The following is a 25042-nucleotide window of genomic DNA, read 5'->3' as shown; positions in this document are numbered from 1 at the left end:
TTAGAACTGGACGGAAAGACCGATCACCGGACCGTGCTGTGTCACGTCATATTTGAATTTCTCGACGCTATCATTGTCACGATAGTCTTGATAGAGCGCGCGATAGCCCACGCGCCATGTGGTCGGAACATCAAAGATCAAAGTACGATAGCCGAGATAGATCTGGCCATTGGCGCTGAGCTTTGTGCCTGCACCGAAGCCCCCGATGTCGGCTTCCGCGAAAATGTTCCAGCGATCATTGATGTCGTAGAAGACGCGGGTTCCAATGAATGGGTCAGTCCAATCCGCTTTCCGGGACGCACTGTATGGTCCAACGTTGACCTGTGCCTTGATCTGAGTCCAGCGCACACCGACGGTGGGCTCAATGGCGAAAACGCGTTGCCTGCCGAAAAGCGTGGTGCCTTCCAGTTGTTGCTCATAGAGGCGATAATAGACACCACCCGAAAGCGTCGTCGACTTGATGTCCATGTCGAGCTGCTCGTCGCGAATATCGGCGTCCTGACTGGTTTTGGTATACTGACCATCAAAATAAACGCCGTAAGTGCCGTTTGTGACTTCGATATTGCCCATAAAGCTCATGTCGAGATTCTCGAGAATGTCCTTGAACGGTACATCGACATTCGTGTTCAAACCGAGAAGGCCCGCTTTGCCGGTCAGGGATGCTCCCCAGACATAAGGGCTGAAGATAACACGCCAGCGCTGTTGATCCTGAATGTCTGTCTGTACAGAAGTAGGAGCGATAATGTCTGCCGCGTGAGTTGCGCCCGCCGTCGCCATTATAAAAGTAGTAGCTAATATAATATTTCTAAAAGTAGTATTCAGTAAATGTTTGCTATCGGAGCGAGAATTGTTTCTGATCACAGCGTTGTTCCCTCGAAATCTAATTTAGAAACATATAAAAGACAGGACCTTTAAAGGCATAATCAACGATTATGTTAATCATGGCAATAAATAAACGGAAAAATGAAGATAATACAGAGGTTTTGTGTGTTGACTTTGCTTGGAGGCGACCGTTCTATTCGTCTGCGATTGGATTAATAAATGTTTCTGGCTTCCGAGATGTGGCTAAGCTCCCTAAATGGCTGCATTTTATCAATCCAGACAACTGATTTTTTGATGAGGTTATCATGCATAAGAACTGGTCTATCTGGAAGTCCTCGTGTCGGGTGCTGGCTCGCAGCGCAGCAATTGCGGCACTTGCTTCGGCGCTCATCGTCCCTCAGGCGGCGCAGGCCTGCACGAGCTTTGTATTGCCTACCACGGATGGAAGCATCGTCTATGGACGCACGATGGAGTTTGCGTTCCCTATCGATTCACAAATGATCGTACTTCCACGCAATTTTGAGATTTCGGCTACTCCTGCAGATGGCAAGGCTGCCAAGACCTGGAAAGCCAAGTATGCAGCCGTCGGCATGAACGCTTTCGGTGTTACCGCCCTTGCTGATGGAATGAACGAAAAAGGTCTGACAGGTGGCGTTCTCTATTTCCCGGATTTTGCTGCTTACACCGACCCGGCAGATGCACAGGCAGACAAAAGTCTTGCGCCATGGGATTTCTTGACCTGGGCACTGACGAATTTTGCGACAGTTGCGGAAGTGAAAGATGCCATGAACGACATTTCTGTCGTGACCGTGGTTCAGAAGAACATGGGTATTGCACCGCCGCTGCATTACACGCTGCATGATGCAACTGGCGCTTCGATTGTGATTGAACCGATCGATGGCAAGCTGAAGGTTTATGATAATACGCTTGGCGTGATGACCAATTCGCCTTCATTTGATTGGCACATGACCAATCTGCGAAACTACGTCAAGCTTTCTCCGAACAATGCCAAGCCAGTGAAAATTCTGGGTGTTGAACTCAAGCCTCTGGGCGGTGGTTCGGGCATGCTCGGCATACCAGGAGATACGACACCTCCTTCCCGGTTTGTGCGGGCGAGCGCTTTGGCTTTATCAGCCAAGCCGGTTGCAAGCGGCCCCGAAAGTGTACGGCTCGCAGAGCATATCTTGAACAACTTCGATATCCCGAAAGGCTGGATCGAAGCACCGGGCGAGCCACTTGAATATACTCAGTGGAGCACTATCGGTGATCTGAAGAATCTCGTTTTTTACGTCAAAACTTATGATGACCCGGTTCTGCGCAGTATTGCTTTCAAGGATCTTGATCTTGATGCCAAAGACATGGTCACTATTCAGATGCAGCCGAAACTTGAGCCTGCCTCGCTTATCGAGAAAAAATAAGCCGCGAATTATTTGAAACAGAGGGCGACCCGAAAGGTCGCCCTTTGCACGTTTCAGGGCACGTCATCGTAGCCGACGACGCCACCTTCATTTTCCATGTTTGCGATACGCTTTGCTTCCGAGCGGTTGAATTTCAGCCGGACGCCAATTCCGCCACCATTCTCCCAGATGAACTGCGCGCCGACTTTTTCGAGCGTATCTTGTAAAAGCTTGACCTGTTCATCAGACGGGGCGCCAATCTTCCGCTCAAAATGCTCGATTGTTTCAGCATTGATGCCTGAGAGCTGGGCCAGCCGTTCCCGTGTGAATTCCACCAGTGCACGTGCAGCGCGGCATTGCGGTCCTGTTATCATCGCAGTCTACCTCTCAATCCCAGATGAGCATTTCATTCCACGCCAAGCGCTCCATAGTTTTCCGGAAACGCTCTTGTGATAACTCTATGACAACTCGTGGTAATTGCCATGTGACTTTTTGCTGAGGGCTATAGCCCCTCAATCGATCACGATATCTTGAGCCGTGCTTTTTTTCGTGAACAAAATTTGGCCACGATCTTCCTTGTTCCCGCTCTGCCCGCTTCTTACATAAGCTATTGCGCCGCAGGAATGGCGTCGTCGGGCCGACGAGTTGCCGGGCCGGTAGTTCAGCCTGCCTCATAAACATAAAAAACAGATGGTTTGTGATGACCACTTATAAGTATTTTGTTTGGCCTGCATTTTTCACGGTCATTGGACTCCTCTGCGCTCTCTGGCTTGGATATTCGACAACTGGCACGATCGGAGGCATGGTTTCGGTCTTCATCATTTGTGCCGTGTTGAGCGTGCTTGAAATCTCCCTCTCATTCGATAATGCAATCGTTAATGCCCGCATTTTGCGCGATATGACGCCGGAATGGCAGCATCGGTTTTTGACCTGGGGTATTATCATCGCCGTTTTCGGCATGCGTATCATTTTCCCACTGGCGATCGTTGCTGTTGCCATGTGGACAGATCCGATTTCTGCGCTGAAACTCGCCATATGGCAGCCGAACGAATATGCGCGAGTGATCGCTGAATCCCATACGGGTATTGCGGCATTTGGCGGCACGTTCCTGCTGATGGTGGGGATGAAATATTTCTTTGATGTCGAAAAAGACATTCATTGGGTCAAGATTATCGAGAGCCGCATGTCGAAATTCGCATCGGTTCAGGGTGTTGAGATCGGTGTTGCCATCGCGCTGATCCTGTTCTTCTCCTACCAGTTGGATGCCGAGCATTCGCACACTTTTCTGGTCGCGGCACTTTTCGGTCTGCTGACCTTTCTGGCAGTTGAAGGCCTGGGTGAGGTTTTGGACGCCTCGCAGGAGCAGGTAGATATGGTGCATCGCGGCGGTCTTGGTGCCTTCATCTATCTTGAAGTGCTGGATGCCAGCTTTTCGTTTGATGGTGTGATTGGTGCCTTTGCACTGACGACCAATCTCTTCGTCATTGCGATCGGCCTTGGTATCGGTGCGTTCTATGTACGATCACTGACCATCATGCTGGTCGAACGAAAGACACTTGGCCAATATCGTTATCTGGAACATGGCGCATTCTACGCCATTCTGGTGCTGGCCGTGATCATGTACGTTCAGACGCTGTTCCATATTCCGGAAGTCATCACCGGCTTGATCGGTGCGGTATTGATCGGTCTCTCACTGATGTCGTCCATCCGCTACAATAAGAAGAATCCGGAGTGGCAAAAGGAGGCCGATGAGGCTGCTTTGCATTGATCTTCTGTGTCAAAACATAAGAAGGGCGGCTTTGAGCCGCCTTTTTTGTTGGCTATTGACGGAATCGAAAGAGTTCGCGCGCTTTGATGCACTCATGGCGCTATCGCCGGAGCGTATCTGTTTATGCCGCGACCTCGGAAGGTTGCGGCTGCGGCTTTTTTGGAGAGGGGTCTTCCATGGTCGTTACTCGTTTGAGCAAAACCGCATTCGTTGCGGCAATCGCTTTCTTCGCGACACTCGTTTCTTTTGGCAATATCACCGATTACGGCAGCAATTTTGCATTCGTGCAGCATGTTCTGCTCATGGATACGATATTCCCAGATGCGACGATCAAATATCGCGCTATTGATAGCAATGTCCTGCATAATGCCGGTTATATTTTGATCATCGCTGCTGAGACTGTGACGGCGATCCTTTGCTGGATCGGCGCTTTCGCAATGCTTGGTCGCCTGAGTGGAGATGCAGGTAGTTTCAATCACTCCAAGAAATGGGCGATTGCCGGTCTTTCATTGGGCTTTCTCGTCTGGCAGGTTGGCTTCATGTCGATTGGTGGCGAATGGTTCGGCATGTGGATGTCATCCACATGGAACGGTATTGAATCGGCGTTCCGCTTCTTCATCACCATCATTGCCGTGTTGATCTATGTCGTCATGCCTGATGGTGAATTGCAGAAATAATCAGAGTAAATGAGCGGCAAGGGCGGGTTCGTTAGAGCGCCGTGCGCCCGCTTGGGCGCACGAAGGATGTTCTAAACTATTGAATCCACGCATCGTGCTTTCAAAAAAACGATTCCGATTTTTGGGCCGATGCTGTGATGAGTTCAACGCCCGCCTTTTGCATTTTTTCCAGCATGACATTCATCGAGCCGCCGATATCGATGCCGCGACAGGCATCAAGCCGAACACGCACCTGAAAGCCGTGTGAAACGGCGTCCAGCGCGGAGTAAGCCACGCAGAAATCTGTCGCCAAGCCCACAATGGTAAGCGATCCAATGTTGCGCTCACGCAGGTATCCGGCGAGGCCCGTGGGGGTCTGGTGGTCGTTTTCGAAAAACGATGAATAACTGTCGACGCCGATACGAAACCCTTTACGGATAACCAGCTGCGCACGGGTCCATTGCAGGTCTGGATGAAATTCTGCGCCATGTGTGCCCTGTACGCAGTGTTCCGGCCATAATGTCTGTGGGCCATACGCCATATCGATTGTGTCGAAAGGCTTCTTACCGGGATGGCTTGTTGCAAAGCTGGAATGACCTGCCGGGTGCCAGTCCTGTGTCAGAATGACGTGTTCGCTCTCGTCGATCAGCCGGTTGATTGCAGGCAAAATTTCATCGCCTTTATCGACCGCAAGTGCCCCACCGGGACAGAAATCATTCTGGATATCGACGACGAGAAGGGCATGACCGATCATAAAATGCTCCTGACTGCTTTCACGTAACTATAATTAGCAGTGCAGGCCCATACCAGCAAATATCCGCGTTCTGGTATTACATTGTCTTTGGTGCTACCGACATCGTTCTTTAGCTACAGGCAGGGATAAAAATGACTGATGAAATCACACGCGACAGTAACGGAACTGAGCTTAACGACGGCGATTCCGTTACGCTCATCAAGGATTTGAAGGTCAAAGGCACCTCAACGACACTCAAGCGCGGTACGCTGGTCAAAGGCATTCGTCTGACCGGTAATCCAGATGAGGTCGATTGCAGCACCAAGCAGGTCAAAGGCCTCGTGCTGCGAACAGAGTTTCTCAAGAAAGCTTAATTAAGCATCAATTTCGACACGACCACGCGGGCGGCTACAACACGCGAGAATGTAGCCTTCAGCGATTTCGTCATCGCGAATGCCACCATTATGCGTCATCTCGGTCTCACCGCCGATACATTTGACTTTGCAGGTGCCGCAAATGCCGAATTCACAGGCGCTGGGGATTTTCAATCCGCCATTGCGGGCTGCGAGCAGGATGGTGTCGTTTTCGGTGCATTCCACTTCGACACCGGAAAGACTGAAGACAACGCTTGCAGGGGCCACCGCGGGTGCAATCGGGGCGGTTGGCGCGCTGGTTGGTGCTGCGAGTGACGATGGCACCGGAACTGCGGAAATTTCGGTCGCAGGCTGAAAGCTCTCCTGATGATAGTTGGACATATCGAAGCCGGATTGCTCCAGCAGGCCGCGGACACCGTTCATGAACGGCTCCGGTCCACAGCAGAACACTTTGCGATGCAGAAAGTCAGGCGCCAGTAGTTCCAGACGTGCGCGGTCGATGCGGCCATGAAGTCCAAGCCAGACATGGCGTGCAGAAGATTGCTCCACGATAAAAGCAAGATGCATGGCTTCCATGCGGCCGGAAAGAAGTTCCAGTTCCTTCCGGAAGATGATGTCATCGGGTGTGCGCGCGCAATTAATAAAAGCGACATCCGTTGCCGGTGCACAATCGAAAAGCCAGCGCGTCATTGACACCATAGGCGTGATGCCGGAGCCAGCTGAGACGAAGAGATACTTCTCGCTTGGATGATTGGCGAGCGAAAAGTCACCATTCGGGCCATAGGCCTTGATCGTCATCGGTGGACGCAGATTATCAAGCATCCAGCGGGTGCCAATGCTGTCTTTCTGCGCCTTGACCGTGATCGAGATATGGTAGGGCCGTGAAGGTGTGGATGACAGCGTATAGGTGCGCAAAACCGGCCCAAGCCCATCAGACCGTTCGATTGGTAGTTCGAGCGTGATGAACTGTCCCGGCGTATAGCGAAACCAGTTGTCGTCTTGTGTCTTGAAGGAGAAGGTCATGACGTCCGGCGCTTCTTCGATGGCCGAGATGCATTGCAGCATCTGCAACCTGTCGTTCCACGGCAGCATCTCGTCCAGATATTTCAGAGGCTGCATGGCCTTCTCACTTCTCTATTGCAGTTTATTTACTGCATAATTCCTTAAGCTTGAATCAGTTTAAGGTAAAATTATGCAGCAAATTTAATCTGTTAGAGCGACCTTTGTGCGCCCAAGAGGGCGCACGGCGCTCTAGGCTACGCGGCTAAGCTTTGCGGCTTCGCCTTTCAGGCGAGGCGTGATGGTGTTGGTGTACCATTCGAGGAACTGCATCACGCCGCCTTCATGCTCGACCGAATAGGGGCCGGGCTGGTAAGCGGGCGATCGAATGCCGACTGCATTCTCTTCCACGATCTGACGATCCTGATCGTTGGTCTGAATCCAGACATGTGTCAGCTCATCAAGATCATAGTCGACGCCTTCAACGGCATCCTTGTGGACCAGCCATTTGGTCGTAACCATCGTTTCTTCGGCACTGATTGGCAGCACGCGGAAGGAGATGGCATGATCGACCATCAGGTGGTTCCATGTGGACGGATAGTTGAAGAGCAGCATGGCGCCGATATTGGTATTGCCTGAAACCTGATCGCTCAGAGATTTCCTGACGGCAGGTTTTCCCGACATGGTGTAGCTAACCGCATCGCGCAGCAGTGGAATGCGGGTGATGCGATAACGACCGTCTTCCGACATATTGAATTCTGCAGGCAGACCGATCGAGGCGCAATTCTTCCAGAGCTGGTTGATTTCCGGATCTTCCATCACACCTTGAACGCCTGTTGCACTGGGCGCTTCGGGATAGGTGCGGCAAAGCTCCGGGTGATTGGCAGCACAATGATAGCACTCGCGGTTGTTTTCCCAGACGAGCTTCCAATTGCCCTTCTCGATGATGGAACTCTCAAAGGCGACCTTGGCTTCCTTGATATTGTGTGGAGCGAGATAAGGCTCGACTAACGCACGGAAGCTGTCGAAATCAGGTGCTTCATCAGCAAGGCAAACATAGATGTAGCCTGCAACGGTCTCGCAATGAACGTGCTTCAGTCCATATTCGGCCGGCTTGAAATCGTGGCCAACCTGACGCGCAAAGAGAAGACGACCGTCAAGTTCATAGGTCCATTGGTGATAAGGGCAAACGAGCTTTGCAGCCGTGCCTTTTTCAGCGGAGCAAATGCGTGAGCCACGATGACGGCAGGAATTGTGGAAAGCCCGGATTCCGCCCTGTGCATCACGCACGATCAGAACAGGGTAAGCGCCAACCTGCACCGTCATGTAGGAGCCGGTCTTTGGCAGTTCGCAGTCATGGCCGACAAACAGCCAGTCGCGATAGAAGATGTTTTCCAGATCCAGCTTGTGAAAGTCAGGATCAGTGTAAAACTTCTGCTCCAGGCTGAAATTTGGGTCGCGCCCGGTCAAAAGCCCCAGCATTTCGTTGCGAACGTCCATAGAATCGAACCTTTGTGTCCGTATCAAGATCGTGCTGGCGCTGTTCTCTCAGCGACGTTTGCTCGACCTACTGTTCCCACTGTCTTCCGGAAGCACGGCTTTCCCCGTTATCTCAACGGCTTGTCCGTTCATTCGCTGATGTTCAGACCAGCTTCCGTTGTCATGATTCAATCATTGAAATGTTCTAAACGCGCATTGGGATGCGACATGATTTTCGCGTAAAGACGACACGCTAAAATGACGCGCTGAGAATGATGCTGGACTTCGCAATTGTGTGAGAGTCTCTCTTGTGGGATTGCCAAGAGGTCAAAAAGGCAGTTACCAAACAGCCAAAGCATGTTGCGGTAGAGCGGGAACGGGTGTTCCGATAAAGGCATGCAAGAATAAAGATAGCTGGTTTCATTCCATGGGAGGCTCAGAGGCCATGAAACGTTCCGAAATTAACGAGATCATCCGCGAGAGCGACGCTTTCATTCGCTCCTTTGGTTATGTGATGCCGCCGTTTGCCTATTGGTCGCCGGAAGAGCTGAAAAAGCACACCTCAAGTGATGCCAAAGCGATTCTCGACGGTCGTCTTGGTTGGGACATTACTGATTACGGTCAGGGTAAATTTGCTGATCTGGGCCTGTTTCTCTTCACCACACGCAACGGCAATGCCGAAGATCTGAAGCGCGGCGGCGGCATGCTTTATGCCGAAAAAATCATGATTTCGCGCAAGAATCAGATTTCACCCATGCATCGCCATGTGGTGAAGGCAGAAGACATCATCAATCGTGGTGGTGGCACGCTGGTACTGGAACTTTTCAATTCGCGCGCTGATGGCAGTGTTGATGAAGAAACTGATGTGACTGTTGCGACAGATGGCCGTCTGGTTACGCAGAAAGCTGGCGCGCATCTTAAATTGCAGCCCGGTGAAAGCGTAACACTCCTGCCAGGCAACTGGCATGCGTTCTGGGGTGAGGGCGGTGACGTGCTGATCGGCGAGGTGTCGACGGTCAATGACGATCTGACGGACAATATTTTCCGCGAGCCAATCGGGCGCTTCTCCAATATTGAAGAAAACGAGAAGCCGGTACATCTCCTGGTGTCGGATTATGATAAGTGGCTGTAAGCTAATTTGAAGGACTGAACATATGAAACTGGCGATGATCGGAACGGGCTATGTGGGTCTGGTTTCGGGCGTGTGTTTTGCCGAATTCGGCTTTCACGTCACATGTGTCGACAAGAACCCGTCGATCATCGAACGGCTGACTGCGGGCAAAGTCACGATTTTCGAACCGGGGCTTGATGAGCTTATGGCGCGAAACATCCGTGATGGAAGGCTGGAATTCAGCACTGATCTGGTGAGCAGCGTTGCGGATGCCGATGTGATCCTGATTGCCGTCGGCACGCCCTCGCGACGCGGCGATGGTGAAGCGGATCTGCAATATATCGAAGCGGCTGCCGATGAAATTGCTGCGGCTATGAAGCCGGGTGCAGTGGTTGTTATCAAGTCGACCGTCGTTGTCGGCACCAATGCGCGTATTCGTGATCGTATTGCTCTCGCGCGTCCAGATGTTGAATTTTCAATGGTCTCGAACCCTGAATTCCTGCGGGAAGGTTCAGCAATTGAAGACTTCATGCGTCCCGATCGCGTTGTCGTGGGCGTTGATGACGAGCGTGGCAAGGCTGCCATGCAGCGGCTTTATCGTCCGCTCTACTTGCGTGAAACACCAATGGTGATCACATCGTTGGAAAATGCAGAAATCATCAAATATGCTGCAAACGCATTTCTTGCGATGAAAGTGACCTTTATCAATCAGGTTGCCGATCTTTGTGAGAAAACCGGCGGCAATGTGCAGGAAGTCGCTCGCGCAATTGGCATGGACAACCGCATCGGTTCAAAGTTCCTCCATGCTGGCCCGGGGTTCGGTGGTTCCTGCTTCCCGAAAGATACACGGGCTTTCGCCGCAACCGGCAAAAAGTACGATGCGCCGCAGTCGTTGATCGAGGAAGTGATCTCGGTCAATGAATTACGCAAGCAAGCAATGGCAGAGCGCATCGTTGCAGCGGCTCATGAGAGCGGCACCAAAACCGTTGCCGTGCTAGGTGTCGCTTTCAAGCCGAACACAGATGATATTCGTGAATCTCCGTCGCTTGATATAATTGCCGTTATTCAGAAGGCAGGGATTTCGGTTCGCGCCCATGATCCAGAGGCGATGGAAGCTGCAAAGTCTGTTTTGCCGGACGTGACATGGTGCAGCTCGGCCTATGAAGCAGCCAAGGGTGCAGGCGTCGTTGCACTCCTCACCGAGTGGAATGCCTATCGTGCACTTGATCTCAAGCGCGTTGCAGGCGTGATGGATGGCAATGTGCTGATTGATCTGCGCAATGTCTATAAGGCCGATGATATGGCCGGTACCGGGCTCGATTATCGTTCGGTTGGACGCACACTTATAGTTCAGTAATTACAAACAAAAACGCCGATCTGAAATCATCAGATCGGCGTTTTGATTTTGACTTGCCGGAATGATTTAGTCAGCCGCAGTAACCTGCTTCTTCTCGTTGGCTATGAGCCAGAGATTGCGGACATAGACGATCAGACCCAAGGCCTGACCAGCGATAAACACTGGATCTTTGCGCTGAATAGCATAGATCAGAAGAAGAGCACCGCCGAAGAGTGAAAAGAACCAGAACGCTACCGGCATAACGCTCTTCTTGGCTTTTTCTGATGCCAGCCATTGCACGACAAAGCGCATGGTGAAGCAGGCCTGTGCAATAAAGCCCAGAATGATCCAGCCATCCCATTGCGCTACAAAAACATCGTGCAGCCATTGAGTGAAGCTGTTCAGAATGTCAGTCATGGGTAATCTCCGTCACGCGCGGAACAACTTTACGACGCTTGCGCAACCACCATACGCCGTAAAGGTCCAGAATGCCGCGTAGGCCGCGGTCGAGAATGCCATAATTGGATTTGCCGTGGCGGCGCTCGCGGTCGGTGACATCGATATGCACGACATCAAAACCTTCGCGGAGAGCCAAAGCTGGCAGGTAGCGGTGCCAGCCGTCAAAGAACGGCAGCTGGCGGAAAAGATCCGTGTGAAGCGCCTTCAAACCGCAACCGGAATCGCGTGTCTTATCTTTCAGGATTGAGCCACGCAGGTTGTTTGCAAAGCGCGAGGAAAGCTGCTTTAGCTTTGTATCGGTACGCTTGAGGCGCTGACCGGCGGCTATGCCAAAGTCAGGTCCTGCATTGATGAGAGCGTCAGCGAGCGCTGGCAAATAGGCTGGATTATTCTGACCGTCGCCATCCATCGTAACAACGATCTGTCCGCGAGCTGCAAAAACGCCTGAACGCAGAGCGGCACTCTGTCCTGCCGAACGATCATGGCGGATATGGCGCAATGGTTTGCCTGTATGGATGCGGCCAGCCAGAACATCACTTGTGGAATCTGTCGAACCATCATCGACGACGATGACTTCATATGCGCGACCAAGCATGGCGCTGTCGACTTCATCAAGCAGAAAAGCGAGATTGTCGGCCTCATTGCGGCAGGGGATGACCACAGAAATCGTTGGTGTTGCCAAGCGGAGCTTCCTTCATTCCTTGCGCATTTGCAGTAAAACCGGTGTGCTTAATGTTTATGTACAGATGCCCTGTAGCGCGCAAGGCGGGCTCCATAACATTGATTGCGAGGCAAACCAAGATGTTTCAAGAAATCGTGAGTTTGATCCAGCATTTGAATATGTGCAGGTTCTAGCCGGAGATGCGGCCAGACGGAAGGGCCTCAGCGAGCCAATCCAGAAAATTCTGCGTTACTTCATCCCGGTTGATCTCATTCAGGCTTTCGTGGCGTGTGCCGGGATAGATGGTACACGTGACGTTGCTAAAGCCCATTGCCTGCATTCTGGCAGCCAATTTGCGGGTGGCCTTTGCTTTGTCGGTGGCCGGATCTTCCGTCCCACCAACAAGATTGAAAGGTAGCTTCTTACGGATACCAGCAAAACTGCTGTCGGTAGCACCATTCTTCATCATGCGGAAAACATCGATCCAGAGCGCAACACTTGCATCGAAGCCACAGAGGGGATCATTCACATAAGCTTCCACCTCTGCCGGATCACGTGAGAGCCAGTCAAAAGGCGTGCGATGCCCCGGAATTGAACGCCCCCAAGTACGGAAGGTGAGTTTGGGCAGGATTGCGCTTGGGACGTCTGAGCCTTTGAGCATTCGCTCGGCATAAAGAAGTGCCATTGCAGCACGGTTTTCGATGCCACCATTGAAATTGGCATTCCAGACAGCAACGGCATCAACCGTGTCGGAATGCACGAGCGCGTAGTTGAGCGCGATAAGTCCGCCCATCGAATGGCCGAATAATACCACAGGTAAGCCGGGGTGCGTTGCATGAATATGGCGGTTTAAGGCCAGAACATCGCCAATAGCCACTCTATCGCCGTCTTTTGGTGCGAACATCCCTTTTGGTGCATGTGGACTGATATTGGCGCCATGTCCGCGATGATCGTGCGCGTAAGCATGGTATCCAGCCCCATTCAGTGCTGCAGCGAAACGGGCATAACGTGCCGAGTGTTCGGCAAGTCCGTGACAGATATGCACAACAGCTTTTGGAGCAACAGCGAGCGACTGCCGATAGGGCAGTTCGGTTCCGTCCGAAAGAGGCAGGCGATGGATGGTTTCAAACGTCATAAGACCATCAGAATTTATGCCGCGCAAATAGTCAAATTCTCTTTTGGTAGCGTCGCAAAAAAAGGCATCTGAGGGTTGAATGAGTTAATTTTAGGCATTTGCATTTTTTGAGCAAATTCCGCTTGAAAACCGCGAAATCCTAGGCAAATCTATCTCTGTAAGGGGATTTGGACGGAGTTTTGAAGAGAATTCAGAGACCAGAGTTTGTTGCATAGACATGTTAAACAACGTTGCGCTTTGGTCGTTAAGGCATAACTAGCAGGCCATTCGGTGAAAGGGAGGTACTTTCCCGAGTGGTGGCCAGAGGGGAAACCGGGTGACGGAAATATCCGCGCCCGGTTTCATTTTATTTGAGCTTATTTCGAACCCGACATAGGCCAATTATCGGGTGCCGTGAATAATCGGGTGGTGCCAGTTAAGGCTGAATTGTTGGAACCGCATCTCACTATTTATCTTTACGCATTATCCAGCGCAAAACTGCTTCGCACTTTTGGTTGAGATGCTTCAAAATGCCAGCGCCACCTGCGTGATGATATTTGCTTCCGCGCTCTATTTCGCCTACATACCCAGCAGCAATTTCCCTGCGGTTCGGCTTTCTGGCCGTTCGCGCTCTTTAACTTGTGGAGACGACGGGCTTTATGGCACGCCAATTCATCTATCATATGTCCGGGCTGAACAAGGCCTACGGTACTAAAAAGGTTATCGAAAACCTTCATCTATCATTCTATCCTGATGCGAAGATTGGTATTCTCGGACCAAACGGCGCCGGTAAATCGACAATTCTCAAGATCATGGCCGGAATGGACAAGGATTTCACCGGCGAAGCTTGGCTCGCAGACGGTGCGACTTGTGGTTATCTCGCTCAGGAACCGCATCTCGATCCTGAAAAGAACGTGCTCGGCAATGTAATGGAAGGTGTAGCCAAGAAAACGGCTATTCTCGACCGTTATAACGAACTGATGATGAACTATTCTGATGAAACTGCTGACGAAGGTGCGGCACTTCAGGATCTCATCGATAGCCAGAACCTCTGGGATCTGGACAGCCAGGTCGAAATGGCGATGGAAGCACTGCGCTGCCCGCCTGCTGATGCCGATGTCACCACTCTTTCGGGTGGTGAGCGTCGCCGCGTGGCACTTTGCAAGCTGCTGCTGTCGAAGCCTGATCTGCTGCTGCTCGACGAACCGACCAACCACCTTGACGCTGAAACCACTGCATGGCTCGAAAAGCATTTGCGCGAATATCAGGGCGCTGTCCTGCTCATCACGCATGATCGCTACTTCCTCGACAATGTAACGGGCTGGATTCTCGAGCTCGACCGTGGTCGCGGTATTCCTTATGAAGGCAATTACTCGGCCTATCTCGAAGCCAAGTCCAAGCGTATGATTCAGGAAGGCCGTGAAGACGATTCACGCCAGAAAGCCCTTGAGCGCGAACGCGAATGGATTTCGGCGAGCCCGAAGGCTCGTCAGTCCAAGTCGAAGGCTCGTATCAAGGCCTATGACCAGTTGGTCGAAGCTGCCAACAATCAACGCCCGGGCGATGCCCAGATTCTGATCCCGGCTGGCGAGCGTCTTGGTCAAGTGGTTATTGAAGCTGAAGGTCTGACCAAGTCATTTGGCGATCGCATGCTGATCGAAAACCTGACGTTCAAGCTGCCTCCTGGTGGCATCGTTGGTGTTATTGGTCCAAACGGCGCGGGTAAGTCGACGCTGTTCAAGATGATCACTGGTCAGGAAAAGCCGGATTCGGGCTCTATTCGTATTGGTGATACCGTTCATCTTGGTTATGTCGATCAGAGTCGCGATCACCTCGACCCGAACAAAAATGTCTGGGAAGAAATTTCCGGCGGCAACGACATCATCAAGCTCGGCAAGTTTGAAATGAACAGCCGCGCTTATTGCGGTGCGTTCAACTTCAAGGGCGGTGATCAGCAGGCCAAGGTTGGTAATCTGTCCGGCGGTCAGCGTAATCGCGTGCATCTTGCCAAGATGTTGCAGGCAGGCGGCAACGTTCTGCTCCTCGACGAACCGACCAACGATCTTGATACCGAAACGCTGGCAGCGCTCGAAGATGCGCTCGAAAAATATGCTGGCTGCGCCGTTATCATCTCCCACGATCGTATGTTCCTCGACCGTTTGGCGACGCATATTCTGGCATTCGAAGGCGATAGCCACGTTGAGTGGTTCGAAGGAAACTTCGAGGATTATGAAGCGGATAAGGTCCGTCGTCTCGGACCAGATAGCGTTAATCCGAAGCGGGTCACTTACAAGCCGCTGACGCGATAAAGAAAATGAGGCCGGTGCATTGCACCGGCCTTTTTGTTTGGAAGGAGTGAACAATGAAAGACTGGTCTGCAAAGCAATATCTGAAGTTTGAAGATGAGCGCAGTCGCCCGGCGGCTGACCTTCTGGCGCAGATAAAGATCGATAAGCCGCGCAAGGTTGTCGATATTGGCTGCGGCCCGGGAAACTCCACCGAGCTTCTGGTTGAACGCTGGCCGGATGCACAGGTTTCGGGGTTTGATACGTCACCCGATATGATCGAAAAGGCAAAGACGCGTTTGCCTCAGGTCAGCTTTGATTTGGGAGATGTGACGAAATTTGAACCGGATGCCGAAACCGACGTGCTGTTCTCAAATGCCGTTTTTCAATGGCTTCCCGATCATACGGAGCAGATGACAAGGCTCTTGTCGTTCCTTAAACCGGGCGCATGTCTTGCGGTGCAAATGCCGGATAATATGGGCGAGCCGACCCACAAGCTAATGCGCGAAGTTGCTAAAACGGAACCTTTCGCAGCAAAGATTGGCGATAAGGGCAGGGGGCCTCTGGCACCTGTGGCCGATTATTATAACGCCTTGGTCGGGCAGGCCTCGCGGATCGACATCTGGCACACAATCTACAATCACCCGCTTGCAGATGTGGATGCGATTATCGAGTGGGTGAAGTCGACAGGTTTGCGTCCGTTTCTTGATCCGCTGGATGATCGGGAACAGCACGAGTTTCTGAAAGCCTATAAATCAAGGCTCGAAGAATATTATCCGAAACTGAAGGATGGCCGTGTGATGTTACGGTTTCCACGAATTTTCATCGTGGCCAGCAAATAGGCTGAGGTGTTTGTCTCACAAAGATTTTACCGGGAGGTTTCAGGGCGCTTCCCGGTATAATCCTTTAAATACAATATTTTTGTCGCACCCTCTATATCTCCATCATGAATAATAGCTCTTCATAATAGATTGCATACAAACGATATTGATCCTATGATTTTGATATATCGGAGGTAATTCCGTGCATCTTTTGAGCATTGCAGGGATCACTTAATTGGGAGCGTTGATGTCTGATTTTGCAAAGATGTCACGTTGAGGTAGCTTAAGTCAGGAGCCCCACTTTCGGGCGAACTGATGCGATTTCATGTTTAACGACTGAAGCCTGACTGCCTGCCGAATATATTATTTATGAGGTCAACGATTGCTGGCTTTGCGCTCTCCCATGCAAAGCGAGTGATCACGTGGGCGCTTCCCCTTGTGGCAGTTCCCGCTTTCGGGAGTTTCAGAATGAGCAATGCAGAAATGCAGAATGATGCCAATGGCGAGATCGCAGAGAAACACGACGCTCACGATACGCGCCGCCGCATTTATGCGATTGTTGCCAGTGCGTCTGGCAATCTGGTGGAATGGTACGATTTTTATGTCTATTCCTTCGGGGCGCTTTACTTCGCCTCGCAATTTTTCCCCTCAGAGGATCAGACAAGCCAGCTGCTGAATGCAGCTGCAATTTTCGCCGCTGGTTTTCTTATGCGCCCCATCGGTGGGTGGGTGTTTGGCCGTGTGGCCGATAAGCTCGGCCGTCGCACCTCCATGCTGATTTCGGTCAGCATGATGTGTCTGGGGTCTTTTGCGATTGCGATTTTGCCGACCTATGAAACAATTGGTCTTTGGGCGCCGTTCTTGTTGTTGGTGGTGCGCCTGCTGCAGGGCTTGTCGGTCGGTGGCGAATACGGCACGACCGCAACCTATATGAGTGAAGTCGCTCTGGCTGGCCGCCGCGGCTTCTTCTCGTCGTTCCAGTATGTGACTTTGATTGGCGGTCAGCTTCTGGCGGTGCTGGTCCTGGTCATCCTGCAGTTTTTTCTGACATCAGAGCAGCTGCATGAATGGGGCTGGCGTATTCCGTTTGCCATTGGTGGTTTGGCCGCAATCGTAGCCCTCTTTCTCCGCCGCACACTGCACGAAACGTCGACTGAGGAATCCCGCGCCAGTAAGGCTGCGGGTAGTTTCGCCAACATCTGGCAGAACCATCGCAAGGCATTTCTGGTTGTCGTTGGATTTACAGCGGGTGGGTCGCTGACCTTTTACACATTCACGACCTACATGCAGAAATATCTGGTCAACACGGCGGGCATGAACAAGGAAACGGCAAGCGAGGTCATGACCGTTGCCCTGTTTGCCTTCATGCTTATGCAGCCACTGTTTGGGTATATCTCCGATAAGGTGGGCCGCAAGCCGATGATGATCGCATTTGGTGGCGTATCGGTTTTGACAACTATTCCGTTGCTCACGCTGCTTGGGTCTGTGCAAAGTCCGACAATGGCGTTTGTGTATATCGCCATCGCCTCGGCCATTGTGAGCATGTACACGTCAATCGGCGGGATCGTGAAATCAGAACTGTTTCCGGCTGAAGTACGCGCTCTGGGCGTTGGCTTCTCTTATGCGATTGCCAACGCGATCTTTGGCGGTACCGCCGAATATGTCGCGCTGTGGTTCAAGAAGATCGGCTTTGAAAGCGGGTTCTTCTGGTACGTGACTATCATGATGGTGATTGTCTTTATCGTGGGACTTGTGATGCCAGACCCCCGCAAGCACGGCTATCTGCAGGGGCATGACACCCACTGAAACCGGAATGTATGGTTCTGAAGGCGGCGGTTACATTACCGCCGCTTCATCCTCATCTGCTGTGACAAGGCGTGTCGCACGCCATTCCGTCAGTTTGGAATTGATGGCGTCCATCACAAAGAAACGTGCTGAATCCTTGTCGTAGCCATCATCGCGCAGCGCGTCATAGTCGGTATGCATGTGACGCACATGGGCCACTGTTGCCAGCCATACGGCAATTGATGGCGGAAGCATTTTCATATGCGGCGCAAGCGCTGCCGCGCGAATTGGTTCTGAATCTGAATAGGGGACCGCAGGAAGCAAAAGCGTGAGAGATTTTGCGATTGCCTTCTGGCGCACAGTGCCTGCACTCATAGCCGTCTTCCTTTCACGCTGTAGTATTTGCCCAAAAACCAGAATCGATACCGGAAAGGGCGATGCATAGATTCAATACGTTAGGGCGCTCGAAGCAAGATTCGCAATAATCATAACCTTGTTGTTATCCAGCTCAAACGCCTTCCTTAATCGGGGGCATAGCTTTGCTGTGTATCGCAGTACGAAAATCGCTTGCGCGTAATCGCCACTTCATATAAACATATCTTTATATCTTTAGAAGTGTATGGAGATTGCGAATTGCGCTTGCAGCTCGATCAGATGGTGGATGTGTTAAAAGCAGTGGCAGAACCAAGCCGCTTGCGCATCCTTGCGCTTCTTTCCAAGGGTGATCTCACGGTGTCGGACCTGACCACAATTCTGGGTCAGTCGCAGCCGCGTGTGTCGCGTCATCTCAAGCTGTTGGGCGAAGCTGATCTCATTGATCGCTATCAGGAAGGCGCCTGGGCCTATTTCCGGCTGTCTGACAATGCGCTTTGCAGTGAAGTTGCACGCAATTTGCTGTTGCGGCTCGATGCATCTGATCCCCTGATTGAACGCGATATGGAGCGGCTCTCGCAGGTTAAATCCAGCCGTCAGGAAAAGGCGGCAGCTTATTTCAGTGCCAATGCTGGTAGCTGGGATGAAATTCGTAAGCTGCATGTTTCCGAAAATGCAGTGGAAATAGCGCTTAAAAACATCATCGGCGACAGGCAGTTTCAGGCCATGCTTGATGTCGGTACGGGCACAGGTCGGTTGTTGGAGCTTTTCTCACCGCTTTATGTGCGCGGATTGGGCATCGATATCAATCGCGACATGCTTTCGGTGGCACGTGCCAATCTCGATCTCGCATCGGTAGGCAATGCACAGGTGCGGCAGGGCGACGTCTATGCGTTACCCGTCGAACGCGAGAGTTTTGATCTGGTCACGATCCATCAGGTCTTGCATTTTCTTGATGATCCGCTCGCAGCAATTCGTGAGGCGGCGCGTGCGCTTCGTCCGGGTGGACGCTTGCTGATCGTTGATTTTGCGCCGCACAAACTTGAGTTCCTACGCGAGGAACATGCGCATCTCAGGCTCGGCTTCAGCGATGAGCAAATGCTGGGATGGATGAAAGATGCAGGGCTTGAACCTGCCAAGACGACAGAATTGGGGCCAAAGGCTGCAAATGGCGACGATGGACTGACGGTCAAGCTTTGGCTTGCCAATGACCCACGCTTGCTGATTGCCGATCCAGCGCCGCAACGTGTAAGCATAACGGAGACAGTCTAATGGGCTTTTACGGTCTTTCCCGCCGATCGGATATCGGCCAGACCACCCGCGTATCGTTCGAGTTCTTTCCGCCCAAGACGGAAGAAATGGAACAGCGCCTGTGGGAAACCGTGACGCGCCTTGCGCCATTGAAGCCAAAATTCGTGTCTGTGACCTATGGCGCGGGCGGTTCCACGCGTGAACGCACGACCCGCACAGTGGCACGCATTCTGAAAGAGACTGATGTCGATGCGGCTGCGCATCTCACATGCGTGGATGCGACGAAGGAAGAAGTCGACGAGGTTGTGCGTGAATTTGCAGCCCTTGGCGTGAAACGCTTTGTGGCGTTACGTGGGGACCCTGCCTCGGGCATCGGCGAGAAATATGTCTCGACGCCGGGCGGCTATCAGAGCAGCGCTGAACTGGTAGCAGGGCTGCGCCAGATCGATGATTTCGATATTTCCGTTTCTGCCTATCCGGAAAAGCATCCGGAAAGCCCGGATTTTGCAACCGATATCGATATGCTCAAGCGCAAGGTTGATAATGGTGCGACCCGCGCCATTACACAGTTTTTCTTCGATAATGAATTATTCGAGCGTTATGTCGAGCGCGTGCGCCGTGCTGGTATTTATATTCCAATCGTGCCGGGCGTTTTGCCAATCCATAATTTCAAGCAGGTGAAAAACTTCTGCGCAAGGTCGGCCACGCATATTCCGGCATGGCTTGCTGAACGCTTTGAGGGGTTGGAGAACGATCCGCAAACCCATCAGCTTGTTGCTGCTGCCATTGCTGCGGAACAGGTGATGGACCTGATCGAGCGTGGCGTACAGGATTTCCATTTCTATACGATGAACCGTGCCGATCTGCCGTTCGCTATCTGCCATATGATTGGCATAAGGCCCAATACGGAAACGGCTCTCCAGGTCGCCTGAAATGTAAAAAGCCCGGTTTGAAAACCGGGCTTTTCTTTAGAATTTTTTCTAAAACGGATCAGTCTATCCTCAAGAACCGATGCCGCCTTAATGGCTTGGCTATCCCAATTCAGGGAATAACGCCTGCTATCAACGCTGCAACAAATGCGAATGCTGCACAGATCATGAGGACATTCAGAGATCGCGTAAGTCCCATTGGTCTGTCTCCTTATATGCACCCGACGAGGCCGGGTACGCGCTGGTAGAGAACCGGAATCTAAGCGCAAATTGGTCTAAACAAAAGAACATTTCGTACTGCAATAAGCGGTGATAGGGAAAAAAACCTTTTGTTTACCAGCTAAGTCATTGAAATTTTTGACTGTAAAAATTTGTTCACATTTCATGAAAATGCCACGAAAGCGCCAATTTTGGCCCGGCTTGAACCGAAGAATTGGCTTTTTGCCTCTTCGTTTAGCGAATTAAAGCGAGGAATCCTGACAGGGTGAACACCGATAGAACTGTCGAATAGAGGATGACATTGGACGTAATGGCGGCTTCGCGACGGTAATGTTCTGCAAGCATGAAGGGACCTGTGCCTGCGGGGAGTGCTGCAAGCAGTGTCGCGCTCTGCGCCAGATGTGGCGGTAGCCCAAAGACGTAGATCGCGAGCAACCACGTTGCCAATGGCATGATGATCAGTTTGACTGATACGAGGAAAGCGATTGCATTGACGCTGTCACGCTCGATCTCGCGCGGTTGTGCGAGAAAAAGGCCAAGCGCCACAAGTGCACAAGGCGACGCTGCGCCACCAAGCATTTTCAGAAAGGTTTCTGCAGGTGCAGGGATGGTCAAGCCAGAGAATGACACAAGTGTTCCCAGTGCAGGCGCAAAGAGCAGCGGATTGCGGATCAGGGATCGTGCGACTTTCCAGACAAGACGCAGCGGCTTCTTTTCGGTCTGCATGCCGATTTCGATCAGGATGATCGCAAAGGCAAAGGTCACGCAGACGGTAATGATGATGGAAATTGTCGTTGCAGCGAGAACGCCTGAGCCAAAAGCGATCATAGAAAGCGGAATGCCCATATAGCCCGTATTGGGGTAGGCAGCGTTTAGTCCATCAAGTGCATTGTCAGCCAGAGATAATTTACCACGCAGACGGATGATAAAGGGCAGGGCGAAGGCTATGGCGCTGCTCAGCAGAAAGACGCTGATAAATCCGGGCTGCCACAAATCACTGCCATGGGTATTGGCCATGATATCGAAGAGCAGGGCCGGCAAGGCCAGATAGACCACGAAGCGATTAAGCTCAGTGATTGCGTGCGGTCCTAATATCTTCAGCTTGAATGCACCCCAACCGGAAAAGATGAGGGCGAAGACGGGCAGAACGATAATGAGGGTAGAGATCATGGCGCTTGAATAACTTGCAAAAGTTGAAAGGCGCGGAGGGTGGTCCGCGCCTTTGATCGATTCTATCTAAAGCGTTCGCGTTTCATAGTATTCATGCGATGCGCTTTAGCTATTGGTTTTTAAGCCTGTCTTGATCCCAAAACGAGTTTCCGTTTTTGGGAGACATGTTCTGGTAGTCTTATTCCGACATTTGCATCGCTCGGTCACAGGCGTGGGACAGATGTCAAATTCAATCCACTAGAGCTTTTCAAGCAGTTCAGGCGTTGGCCATGAATCGGCAGGGATTCCGAGACGCAACTGTTCGGTGCGAACGGCATCGCGTGTCAGCACGCCGAATACGCCGTCGATCTTGCCCATCTCGTAGCCGCGAGCCTGAAGCTTGGTCTGCAGTTCCTTCATCTGTTCCTGCGTCAAACCCTGATCAGGATTGCCGGGATTGAAGGCTGGAGCACCAGCAAGGCGGGTGGAGAAATAGGCGGCCGTCGTCGCGTATACGATCGACTTGTTCCATTCCACGAAAATATCGAAATTCGGATAGGACAGGAAAGCAGGACCTTTGCGACCCAGTGGCAGCAGAAGCGATGCGTCGCCGTCATCCGGACCCAGTGGGCCCTTAAGCCCGACCACACCTTGCTCAGCCCACCATGAATGTGGCTTGCGATTGGTGCGGATGGATTCTTCCCAAGGCAAATCCTTGGTGACGCGTACTTCTTCGAGCCACGGCTCGCCACGCTTCCAGCCAAGTTCGGAAATCATACGGCCAGCGGTCATCATTGCATCGGGAACACTGTTCTTCAGATCGACCTTGCCGTCGCCGTCTCCGTCGACGCCGCGCTCCAGATAATCTTTGGGCAGAAGCTGCATCATGCCGATTTCGCCAGCCCATGCGCCCGTTGTGGCAGCATCGACAACACCGGTATCGAAAAGCTTGAGAAGAGCGATCAGCTGCGGACGGAAAAGATCCGGACGGCGACAGTCATAAGAAAGCGTCACGAGTGCATTGAGCGTGTCAAAATCACCCTGAATAGCGCCGTAGTCGGTTTCTAAACCCCAAAAAGCGGCAAGTACCGGGCCCGGTACGCCATAGGTGTCTTCGACTTTCTTGAAGACATCGGCATATTTGACCAGATTGCTCTGACCATTCTTCAGGCGCGCTTCCGAGATGAGGCGCCTGGAAAACTCAGTGAAGGTCAGATTGAAGACGGTCTGCTTGCGGTCGCGATCAAGAACTCTCTGTTCGAGCGACGCCTTATGCAGCTCAGCAATTCCCTTTTCGCCAACACCTGCTTCGCGGGATTCCTTGGTCAGATTGTCCATCCACTGACCATAGTCAGTTTCACATTCTGGCTTCGGCAAGTTGATGGTACTGTCGGCGCTGGCTGCCAGTGCGGGAGAACCGGAGGCCTTTGCGTCAGATTGGGCACCAGATATTACAGTCGATGCCAGCAAGGCAGTAGCCATCACTGAAGCTATAATTTTCATCGAAAAACTCACAATTCAGAGGGGGAGGTCTCCCCGTCGGGTTTTTTTAGCTATTGCCTCATCACGCACCGGAAATGAAGCAAAACTTGGTGTGAGCACCCAATTAACGAAGAGTTAACGGACCTTGTTGCTTTCCAGCCACTTTTTCCAAGCGCCCGCGCTACCGGCAAAGACATTTATATCTGCGTCACCCTTAATACCTGGAATGGTGCCCGTTCCGGTATATTGCCAGAACGTCCAGGGATGCGGACCATATTTTTCCGTCGGATGCCCCGCAGTCGAGCGCAACCAGAATGGATATTCGCGCAGCTGGTTCAGATCATTTTCGTCGAAGAAATCGACTGTTGTGTAAATAATCGGACGCTTGCCGTAATGTCTTTCAATCGCATCGAGGAAAATCTTCATTTCCTTGCGGACGATGACAGCATTTGGTCTCAGCTTGCAGCTCGGCGACTGGGCGTTCCATTCCATGTCGAGAACGGGCGGCAATGCGCCCGGATCACGTGGCACATTCTGGATGTACCAGCGTGCCTGCTCAATGGCCGGACGACAGAAATAATAGAAGTGATAGGCACTGCGTGGAATGCCGGCTTGTTTCGCGCCGTTCCAGTGTTCTGTGAAGCGGTCGTCGAAGCGATCGCCGCCCTCGGTTGCCTTGATGAAGACGAATGAAATGCCACTCCGTCGCACTGCGCTCCAGTCTACATCGACCTGATATTTGGAGACATCCGTGCCGTGGATTGGATAATGCCAAGGCGTTCTGCCGGTCCACTCAAACGGCTTGCGGTCACCGAAACGTGGCGCGTTGACAGCACCGGATGGCCGCGCCATCTGCTGCATCGAGTTGCCGGACTTTTTCACATCGGAGAAGTCGTAATCCACTGTCGTACAAGCAGACAGAAGGAAAACGCCAAGGGCAAGAATGCTGCGGTTGGCCAGACGGTTCATACAGTGGTCCCGGTGTCGCGAATCAATCTTAACAACGGTTACGCGATCCGGATGCCAACGTCATCAGTTATGCTGGCAAAACTTTGCCGACAATAGATTGTGTCGCACCGGTTTGAATGTTGTTTTCGGCCTCGAAGGCTTTGGTTGCCGCATGGTCACGTGAAGGTAAGCTTCAATCTACCCGGCATTTTCGGCACGAATGACGGCTATCCAGGCAAAGCCGCGATGCAGAGTTTTTCGCTCGACAGTGGCACTTTGTTCTGACGCCTGCCTCTCTGCGACATTGAAGAGATCATCGCGCGGCGTGACATGAAACCATTCAAGCCATTTGAAAAGTGCTTTTTTGAAGACGTATGGCAGTCTCTTCTGATCGCCAAAGTCGACTATATGCAACTCGCCGCCGGGTTTTAAATGACGGATGCTTTCCTGAATAACCGACTGCCATTGCGGTATCATCGAAACCGCATACGAAATGAAGATACGGTCAAAGCTGCTTTGGCCAAAGAGGGCAGCAGGATCAAAATGTGTGGCGTCGGCCCGTTCAAGTCTGGTGCGGTCTGCAATGCCAGCACGCTTTGCTGCCTGATGCGCGGTTTCCAGCATTTCGGCTGAAATATCGATGCCGAAAAGTAACGAGTCCGGATAGCTCTCTGCGGCTTTGACGAGATTGCGCCCTGTACCACAGCCGATTTCGAGCACATTGCCGCCTGCCGGTACATTTAATCCCGCAATCATCGGATCGCGGCCCAAAAGATAATACTTGCGTGTGGCATCGTAGAAATGGCGCTGCCGCCGATAGACCCTGTCCATCAGGCTGGCGTGGTCGATACCTTGAGCCTGGCCCGGGAATCGTCGGGGATTGGCAGACATG

The 25042-nt window shown here is 52.1% G+C and carries 24 protein-coding genes; 11 read left to right on the top strand and 13 right to left on the bottom strand.

Annotated elements, in window-relative coordinates; translation table 11 throughout:
* Positions 1-861, bottom strand: a complete 861-nt coding sequence (locus tag CEV32_RS13770) for a hypothetical protein (RefSeq protein WP_094577681.1) — start codon at positions 859-861, stop codon at positions 1-3.
* Positions 862-1127: 266 nt separating this feature from the next.
* Between CEV32_RS13770 and CEV32_RS13765 the strand changes: the two genes are divergently transcribed.
* Positions 1128-2240, top strand: a complete 1113-nt coding sequence (locus tag CEV32_RS13765; RefSeq protein WP_094577680.1) for a linear amide C-N hydrolase — start codon at positions 1128-1130, stop codon at positions 2238-2240.
* A gap of 53 nt (positions 2241-2293) precedes the next feature.
* On the opposite strand, the gene CEV32_RS13760 is transcribed toward CEV32_RS13765, so the two are convergent.
* Positions 2294-2593 carry a helix-turn-helix domain-containing protein gene (locus CEV32_RS13760; RefSeq protein WP_094577679.1) on the bottom strand — a complete coding sequence of 100 codons (300 nt, stop codon included), beginning with the start codon at positions 2591-2593 and terminating at the stop codon, positions 2294-2296.
* A 326-nt stretch (positions 2594-2919) separates the two neighbouring features.
* On the opposite strand from CEV32_RS13760, the gene CEV32_RS13755 reads away from it, so the two are divergent.
* Together CEV32_RS13755 and CEV32_RS13750 are read left to right on the top strand one after the other, a co-directional pair.
* Positions 2920-3987, top strand: coding sequence for a DUF475 domain-containing protein (locus CEV32_RS13755; RefSeq protein ID WP_094577678.1), 1068 nt, complete (start codon positions 2920-2922; stop codon positions 3985-3987).
* Positions 3988-4163: 176 nt separating this feature from the next.
* Positions 4164-4664, top strand: coding sequence for a DUF2165 family protein (locus tag CEV32_RS13750; protein WP_094577677.1), 501 nt, complete (start codon positions 4164-4166; stop codon positions 4662-4664).
* 100 nt (positions 4665-4764) lie between these two features.
* Here the strand turns inward: CEV32_RS13750 and pncA are convergent, their stop codons facing one another.
* Complete coding sequence (pncA, locus tag CEV32_RS13745) at positions 4765-5397, bottom strand: bifunctional nicotinamidase/pyrazinamidase (protein ID WP_094577676.1); 633 nt, start codon at positions 5395-5397, stop codon at positions 4765-4767.
* A gap of 131 nt (positions 5398-5528) precedes the next feature.
* Here pncA and CEV32_RS13740 point away from each other — a divergent pair, with 131 nt between their 5' ends.
* Positions 5529-5750: an alkylphosphonate utilization protein gene (locus tag CEV32_RS13740; protein ID WP_094577675.1), complete on the top strand. Its 222-nt coding sequence runs from the start codon at positions 5529-5531 to the stop codon at positions 5748-5750.
* On the opposite strand, the gene CEV32_RS13735 is transcribed toward CEV32_RS13740, so the two are convergent.
* Together CEV32_RS13735 and CEV32_RS13730 are read right to left on the bottom strand one after the other, a co-directional pair.
* A complete protein-coding gene (locus CEV32_RS13735; protein WP_094577674.1) occupies positions 5751-6869 on the bottom strand; it encodes a hybrid-cluster NAD(P)-dependent oxidoreductase in 1119 nt (372 codons plus the stop codon).
* A gap of 132 nt (positions 6870-7001) precedes the next feature.
* Positions 7002-8249 (bottom strand): aromatic ring-hydroxylating oxygenase subunit alpha, encoded by a 1248-nt coding sequence (locus CEV32_RS13730; protein ID WP_094577673.1) that lies wholly within the window; start codon positions 8247-8249, stop codon positions 7002-7004.
* A 424-nt stretch (positions 8250-8673) separates the two neighbouring features.
* On the opposite strand from CEV32_RS13730, the gene CEV32_RS13725 reads away from it, so the two are divergent.
* Both CEV32_RS13725 and CEV32_RS13720 read left to right on the top strand, forming a co-directional pair.
* Complete coding sequence (locus CEV32_RS13725) at positions 8674-9360, top strand: D-lyxose/D-mannose family sugar isomerase (protein WP_094577672.1); 687 nt, start codon at positions 8674-8676, stop codon at positions 9358-9360.
* Between the two features lie 22 nt (positions 9361-9382).
* Complete coding sequence (locus CEV32_RS13720; protein ID WP_094577671.1) at positions 9383-10696, top strand: UDP-glucose dehydrogenase family protein; 1314 nt, start codon at positions 9383-9385, stop codon at positions 10694-10696.
* 66 nt (positions 10697-10762) lie between these two features.
* Here the strand turns inward: CEV32_RS13720 and CEV32_RS13715 are convergent, their stop codons facing one another.
* From CEV32_RS13715 to CEV32_RS13705, 3 genes are all read right to left on the bottom strand, one after another.
* Positions 10763-11092 (bottom strand): lipid-A-disaccharide synthase N-terminal domain-containing protein, encoded by a 330-nt coding sequence (locus tag CEV32_RS13715; protein ID WP_094577670.1) that lies wholly within the window; start codon positions 11090-11092, stop codon positions 10763-10765.
* Positions 11085-11816, bottom strand: a complete 732-nt coding sequence (locus CEV32_RS13710; RefSeq protein ID WP_094577669.1) for a glycosyltransferase family 2 protein — start codon at positions 11814-11816, stop codon at positions 11085-11087. The genes CEV32_RS13715 and CEV32_RS13710 overlap by 8 nt, the downstream gene beginning before the upstream one ends.
* Before the next feature lie 169 nt (positions 11817-11985).
* A complete protein-coding gene (locus CEV32_RS13705; RefSeq protein WP_094577877.1) occupies positions 11986-12930 on the bottom strand; it encodes an alpha/beta hydrolase in 945 nt (314 codons plus the stop codon).
* A gap of 638 nt (positions 12931-13568) precedes the next feature.
* On the opposite strand from CEV32_RS13705, the gene ettA reads away from it, so the two are divergent.
* The 3 genes from ettA (at position 13569) to CEV32_RS13690 (ending at position 17821) form a co-directional block, all read left to right on the top strand.
* A complete protein-coding gene (gene ettA, locus CEV32_RS13700; RefSeq protein ID WP_094577668.1) occupies positions 13569-15218 on the top strand; it encodes an energy-dependent translational throttle protein EttA in 1650 nt (549 codons plus the stop codon).
* Between the two features lie 53 nt (positions 15219-15271).
* Entirely contained in the window at positions 15272-16036 is a 765-nt protein-coding gene (gene tam / locus CEV32_RS13695; RefSeq protein ID WP_094577667.1) for a trans-aconitate 2-methyltransferase, read from the top strand.
* Positions 16037-16483: 447 nt separating this feature from the next.
* A complete protein-coding gene (locus CEV32_RS13690; protein ID WP_094577666.1) occupies positions 16484-17821 on the top strand; it encodes an MFS family transporter in 1338 nt (445 codons plus the stop codon).
* Positions 17822-17851: 30 nt separating this feature from the next.
* Here the strand turns inward: CEV32_RS13690 and CEV32_RS13685 are convergent, their stop codons facing one another.
* On the bottom strand, positions 17852-18175 hold the full coding sequence (locus tag CEV32_RS13685; protein ID WP_094577665.1) for a DUF2293 domain-containing protein: 324 nt from the start codon (positions 18173-18175) through the stop codon (positions 17852-17854).
* A 279-nt stretch (positions 18176-18454) separates the two neighbouring features.
* Here CEV32_RS13685 and CEV32_RS13680 point away from each other — a divergent pair, with 279 nt between their 5' ends.
* Complete coding sequence (locus CEV32_RS13680) at positions 18455-19444, top strand: ArsR/SmtB family transcription factor (protein ID WP_094577876.1); 990 nt, start codon at positions 18455-18457, stop codon at positions 19442-19444.
* The gene (gene metF / locus CEV32_RS13675; RefSeq protein ID WP_094577664.1) at positions 19444-20355 is read left to right on the top strand and encodes a methylenetetrahydrofolate reductase [NAD(P)H]; all 912 of its coding nucleotides are present in this window, start codon (positions 19444-19446) and stop codon (positions 20353-20355) included. Before CEV32_RS13680 ends, metF begins: the two co-directional genes overlap by 1 nt.
* Before the next feature lie 450 nt (positions 20356-20805).
* Here the strand turns inward: metF and CEV32_RS13670 are convergent, their stop codons facing one another.
* The 4 genes from CEV32_RS13670 to CEV32_RS13655 form a co-directional block, all read right to left on the bottom strand.
* Positions 20806-21741, bottom strand: coding sequence for an AEC family transporter (locus tag CEV32_RS13670; protein ID WP_094577663.1), 936 nt, complete (start codon positions 21739-21741; stop codon positions 20806-20808).
* 237 nt (positions 21742-21978) lie between these two features.
* Entirely contained in the window at positions 21979-23223 is a 1245-nt protein-coding gene (locus tag CEV32_RS13665; RefSeq protein ID WP_094577662.1) for a lytic murein transglycosylase, read from the bottom strand.
* A gap of 114 nt (positions 23224-23337) precedes the next feature.
* On the bottom strand, positions 23338-24171 hold the full coding sequence (locus CEV32_RS13660) for a glycoside hydrolase family 25 protein (protein ID WP_094577661.1): 834 nt from the start codon (positions 24169-24171) through the stop codon (positions 23338-23340).
* Positions 24172-24348: 177 nt separating this feature from the next.
* A complete protein-coding gene (locus CEV32_RS13655; RefSeq protein WP_094577660.1) occupies positions 24349-25041 on the bottom strand; it encodes a class I SAM-dependent methyltransferase in 693 nt (230 codons plus the stop codon).
* Between the last annotated feature and the right edge of the window lies 1 nt (position 25042).

This window comes from Brucella rhizosphaerae (genome assembly GCF_002252475.1).
Classification (GTDB): domain Bacteria; phylum Pseudomonadota; class Alphaproteobacteria; order Rhizobiales; family Rhizobiaceae; genus Brucella; species Brucella rhizosphaerae.
The sequence above is the reverse complement of the archived record's forward strand: the minus strand, read 5'-3'. Positions and strand labels throughout refer to the sequence as shown.

What these genes read in the sequence shown, in the direction of transcription:
- CEV32_RS13765 (WP_094577680.1), top strand. Translation starts at nt 1,128, where the DNA reads ATGCATAAGAACTGGTCTATCTGGAAGTCCTCGTGTCGGGTGCTGGCT.
- CEV32_RS13760 (WP_094577679.1), bottom strand. Translation starts at nt 2,593, where the DNA reads ATGATAACAGGACCGCAATGCCGCGCTGCACGTGCACTGGTGGAATTC.
- CEV32_RS13755 (WP_094577678.1), top strand. Translation starts at nt 2,920, where the DNA reads ATGACCACTTATAAGTATTTTGTTTGGCCTGCATTTTTCACGGTCATT.
- CEV32_RS13750 (WP_094577677.1), top strand. Translation starts at nt 4,164, where the DNA reads ATGGTCGTTACTCGTTTGAGCAAAACCGCATTCGTTGCGGCAATCGCT.
- pncA (WP_094577676.1), bottom strand. Translation starts at nt 5,397, where the DNA reads ATGATCGGTCATGCCCTTCTCGTCGTCGATATCCAGAATGATTTCTGT.
- CEV32_RS13740 (WP_094577675.1), top strand. Translation starts at nt 5,529, where the DNA reads ATGACTGATGAAATCACACGCGACAGTAACGGAACTGAGCTTAACGAC.
- CEV32_RS13735 (WP_094577674.1), bottom strand. Translation starts at nt 6,869, where the DNA reads ATGCAGCCTCTGAAATATCTGGACGAGATGCTGCCGTGGAACGACAGG.
- CEV32_RS13730 (WP_094577673.1), bottom strand. Translation starts at nt 8,249, where the DNA reads ATGGACGTTCGCAACGAAATGCTGGGGCTTTTGACCGGGCGCGACCCA.
- CEV32_RS13725 (WP_094577672.1), top strand. Translation starts at nt 8,674, where the DNA reads ATGAAACGTTCCGAAATTAACGAGATCATCCGCGAGAGCGACGCTTTC.
- CEV32_RS13720 (WP_094577671.1), top strand. Translation starts at nt 9,383, where the DNA reads ATGAAACTGGCGATGATCGGAACGGGCTATGTGGGTCTGGTTTCGGGC.
- CEV32_RS13715 (WP_094577670.1), bottom strand. Translation starts at nt 11,092, where the DNA reads ATGACTGACATTCTGAACAGCTTCACTCAATGGCTGCACGATGTTTTT.
- CEV32_RS13705 (WP_094577877.1), bottom strand. Translation starts at nt 12,930, where the DNA reads ATGACGTTTGAAACCATCCATCGCCTGCCTCTTTCGGACGGAACCGAA.
- ettA (WP_094577668.1), top strand. Translation starts at nt 13,569, where the DNA reads ATGGCACGCCAATTCATCTATCATATGTCCGGGCTGAACAAGGCCTAC.
- tam (WP_094577667.1), top strand. Translation starts at nt 15,272, where the DNA reads ATGAAAGACTGGTCTGCAAAGCAATATCTGAAGTTTGAAGATGAGCGC.
- CEV32_RS13690 (WP_094577666.1), top strand. Translation starts at nt 16,484, where the DNA reads ATGAGCAATGCAGAAATGCAGAATGATGCCAATGGCGAGATCGCAGAG.
- CEV32_RS13685 (WP_094577665.1), bottom strand. Translation starts at nt 18,175, where the DNA reads ATGAGTGCAGGCACTGTGCGCCAGAAGGCAATCGCAAAATCTCTCACG.
- CEV32_RS13680 (WP_094577876.1), top strand. Translation starts at nt 18,455, where the DNA reads ATGGTGGATGTGTTAAAAGCAGTGGCAGAACCAAGCCGCTTGCGCATC.
- metF (WP_094577664.1), top strand. Translation starts at nt 19,444, where the DNA reads ATGGGCTTTTACGGTCTTTCCCGCCGATCGGATATCGGCCAGACCACC.
- CEV32_RS13670 (WP_094577663.1), bottom strand. Translation starts at nt 21,741, where the DNA reads ATGATCTCTACCCTCATTATCGTTCTGCCCGTCTTCGCCCTCATCTTT.
- CEV32_RS13665 (WP_094577662.1), bottom strand. Translation starts at nt 23,223, where the DNA reads ATGAAAATTATAGCTTCAGTGATGGCTACTGCCTTGCTGGCATCGACT.
- CEV32_RS13660 (WP_094577661.1), bottom strand. Translation starts at nt 24,171, where the DNA reads ATGAACCGTCTGGCCAACCGCAGCATTCTTGCCCTTGGCGTTTTCCTT.
- CEV32_RS13655 (WP_094577660.1), bottom strand. Translation starts at nt 25,041, where the DNA reads ATGTCTGCCAATCCCCGACGATTCCCGGGCCAGGCTCAAGGTATCGAC.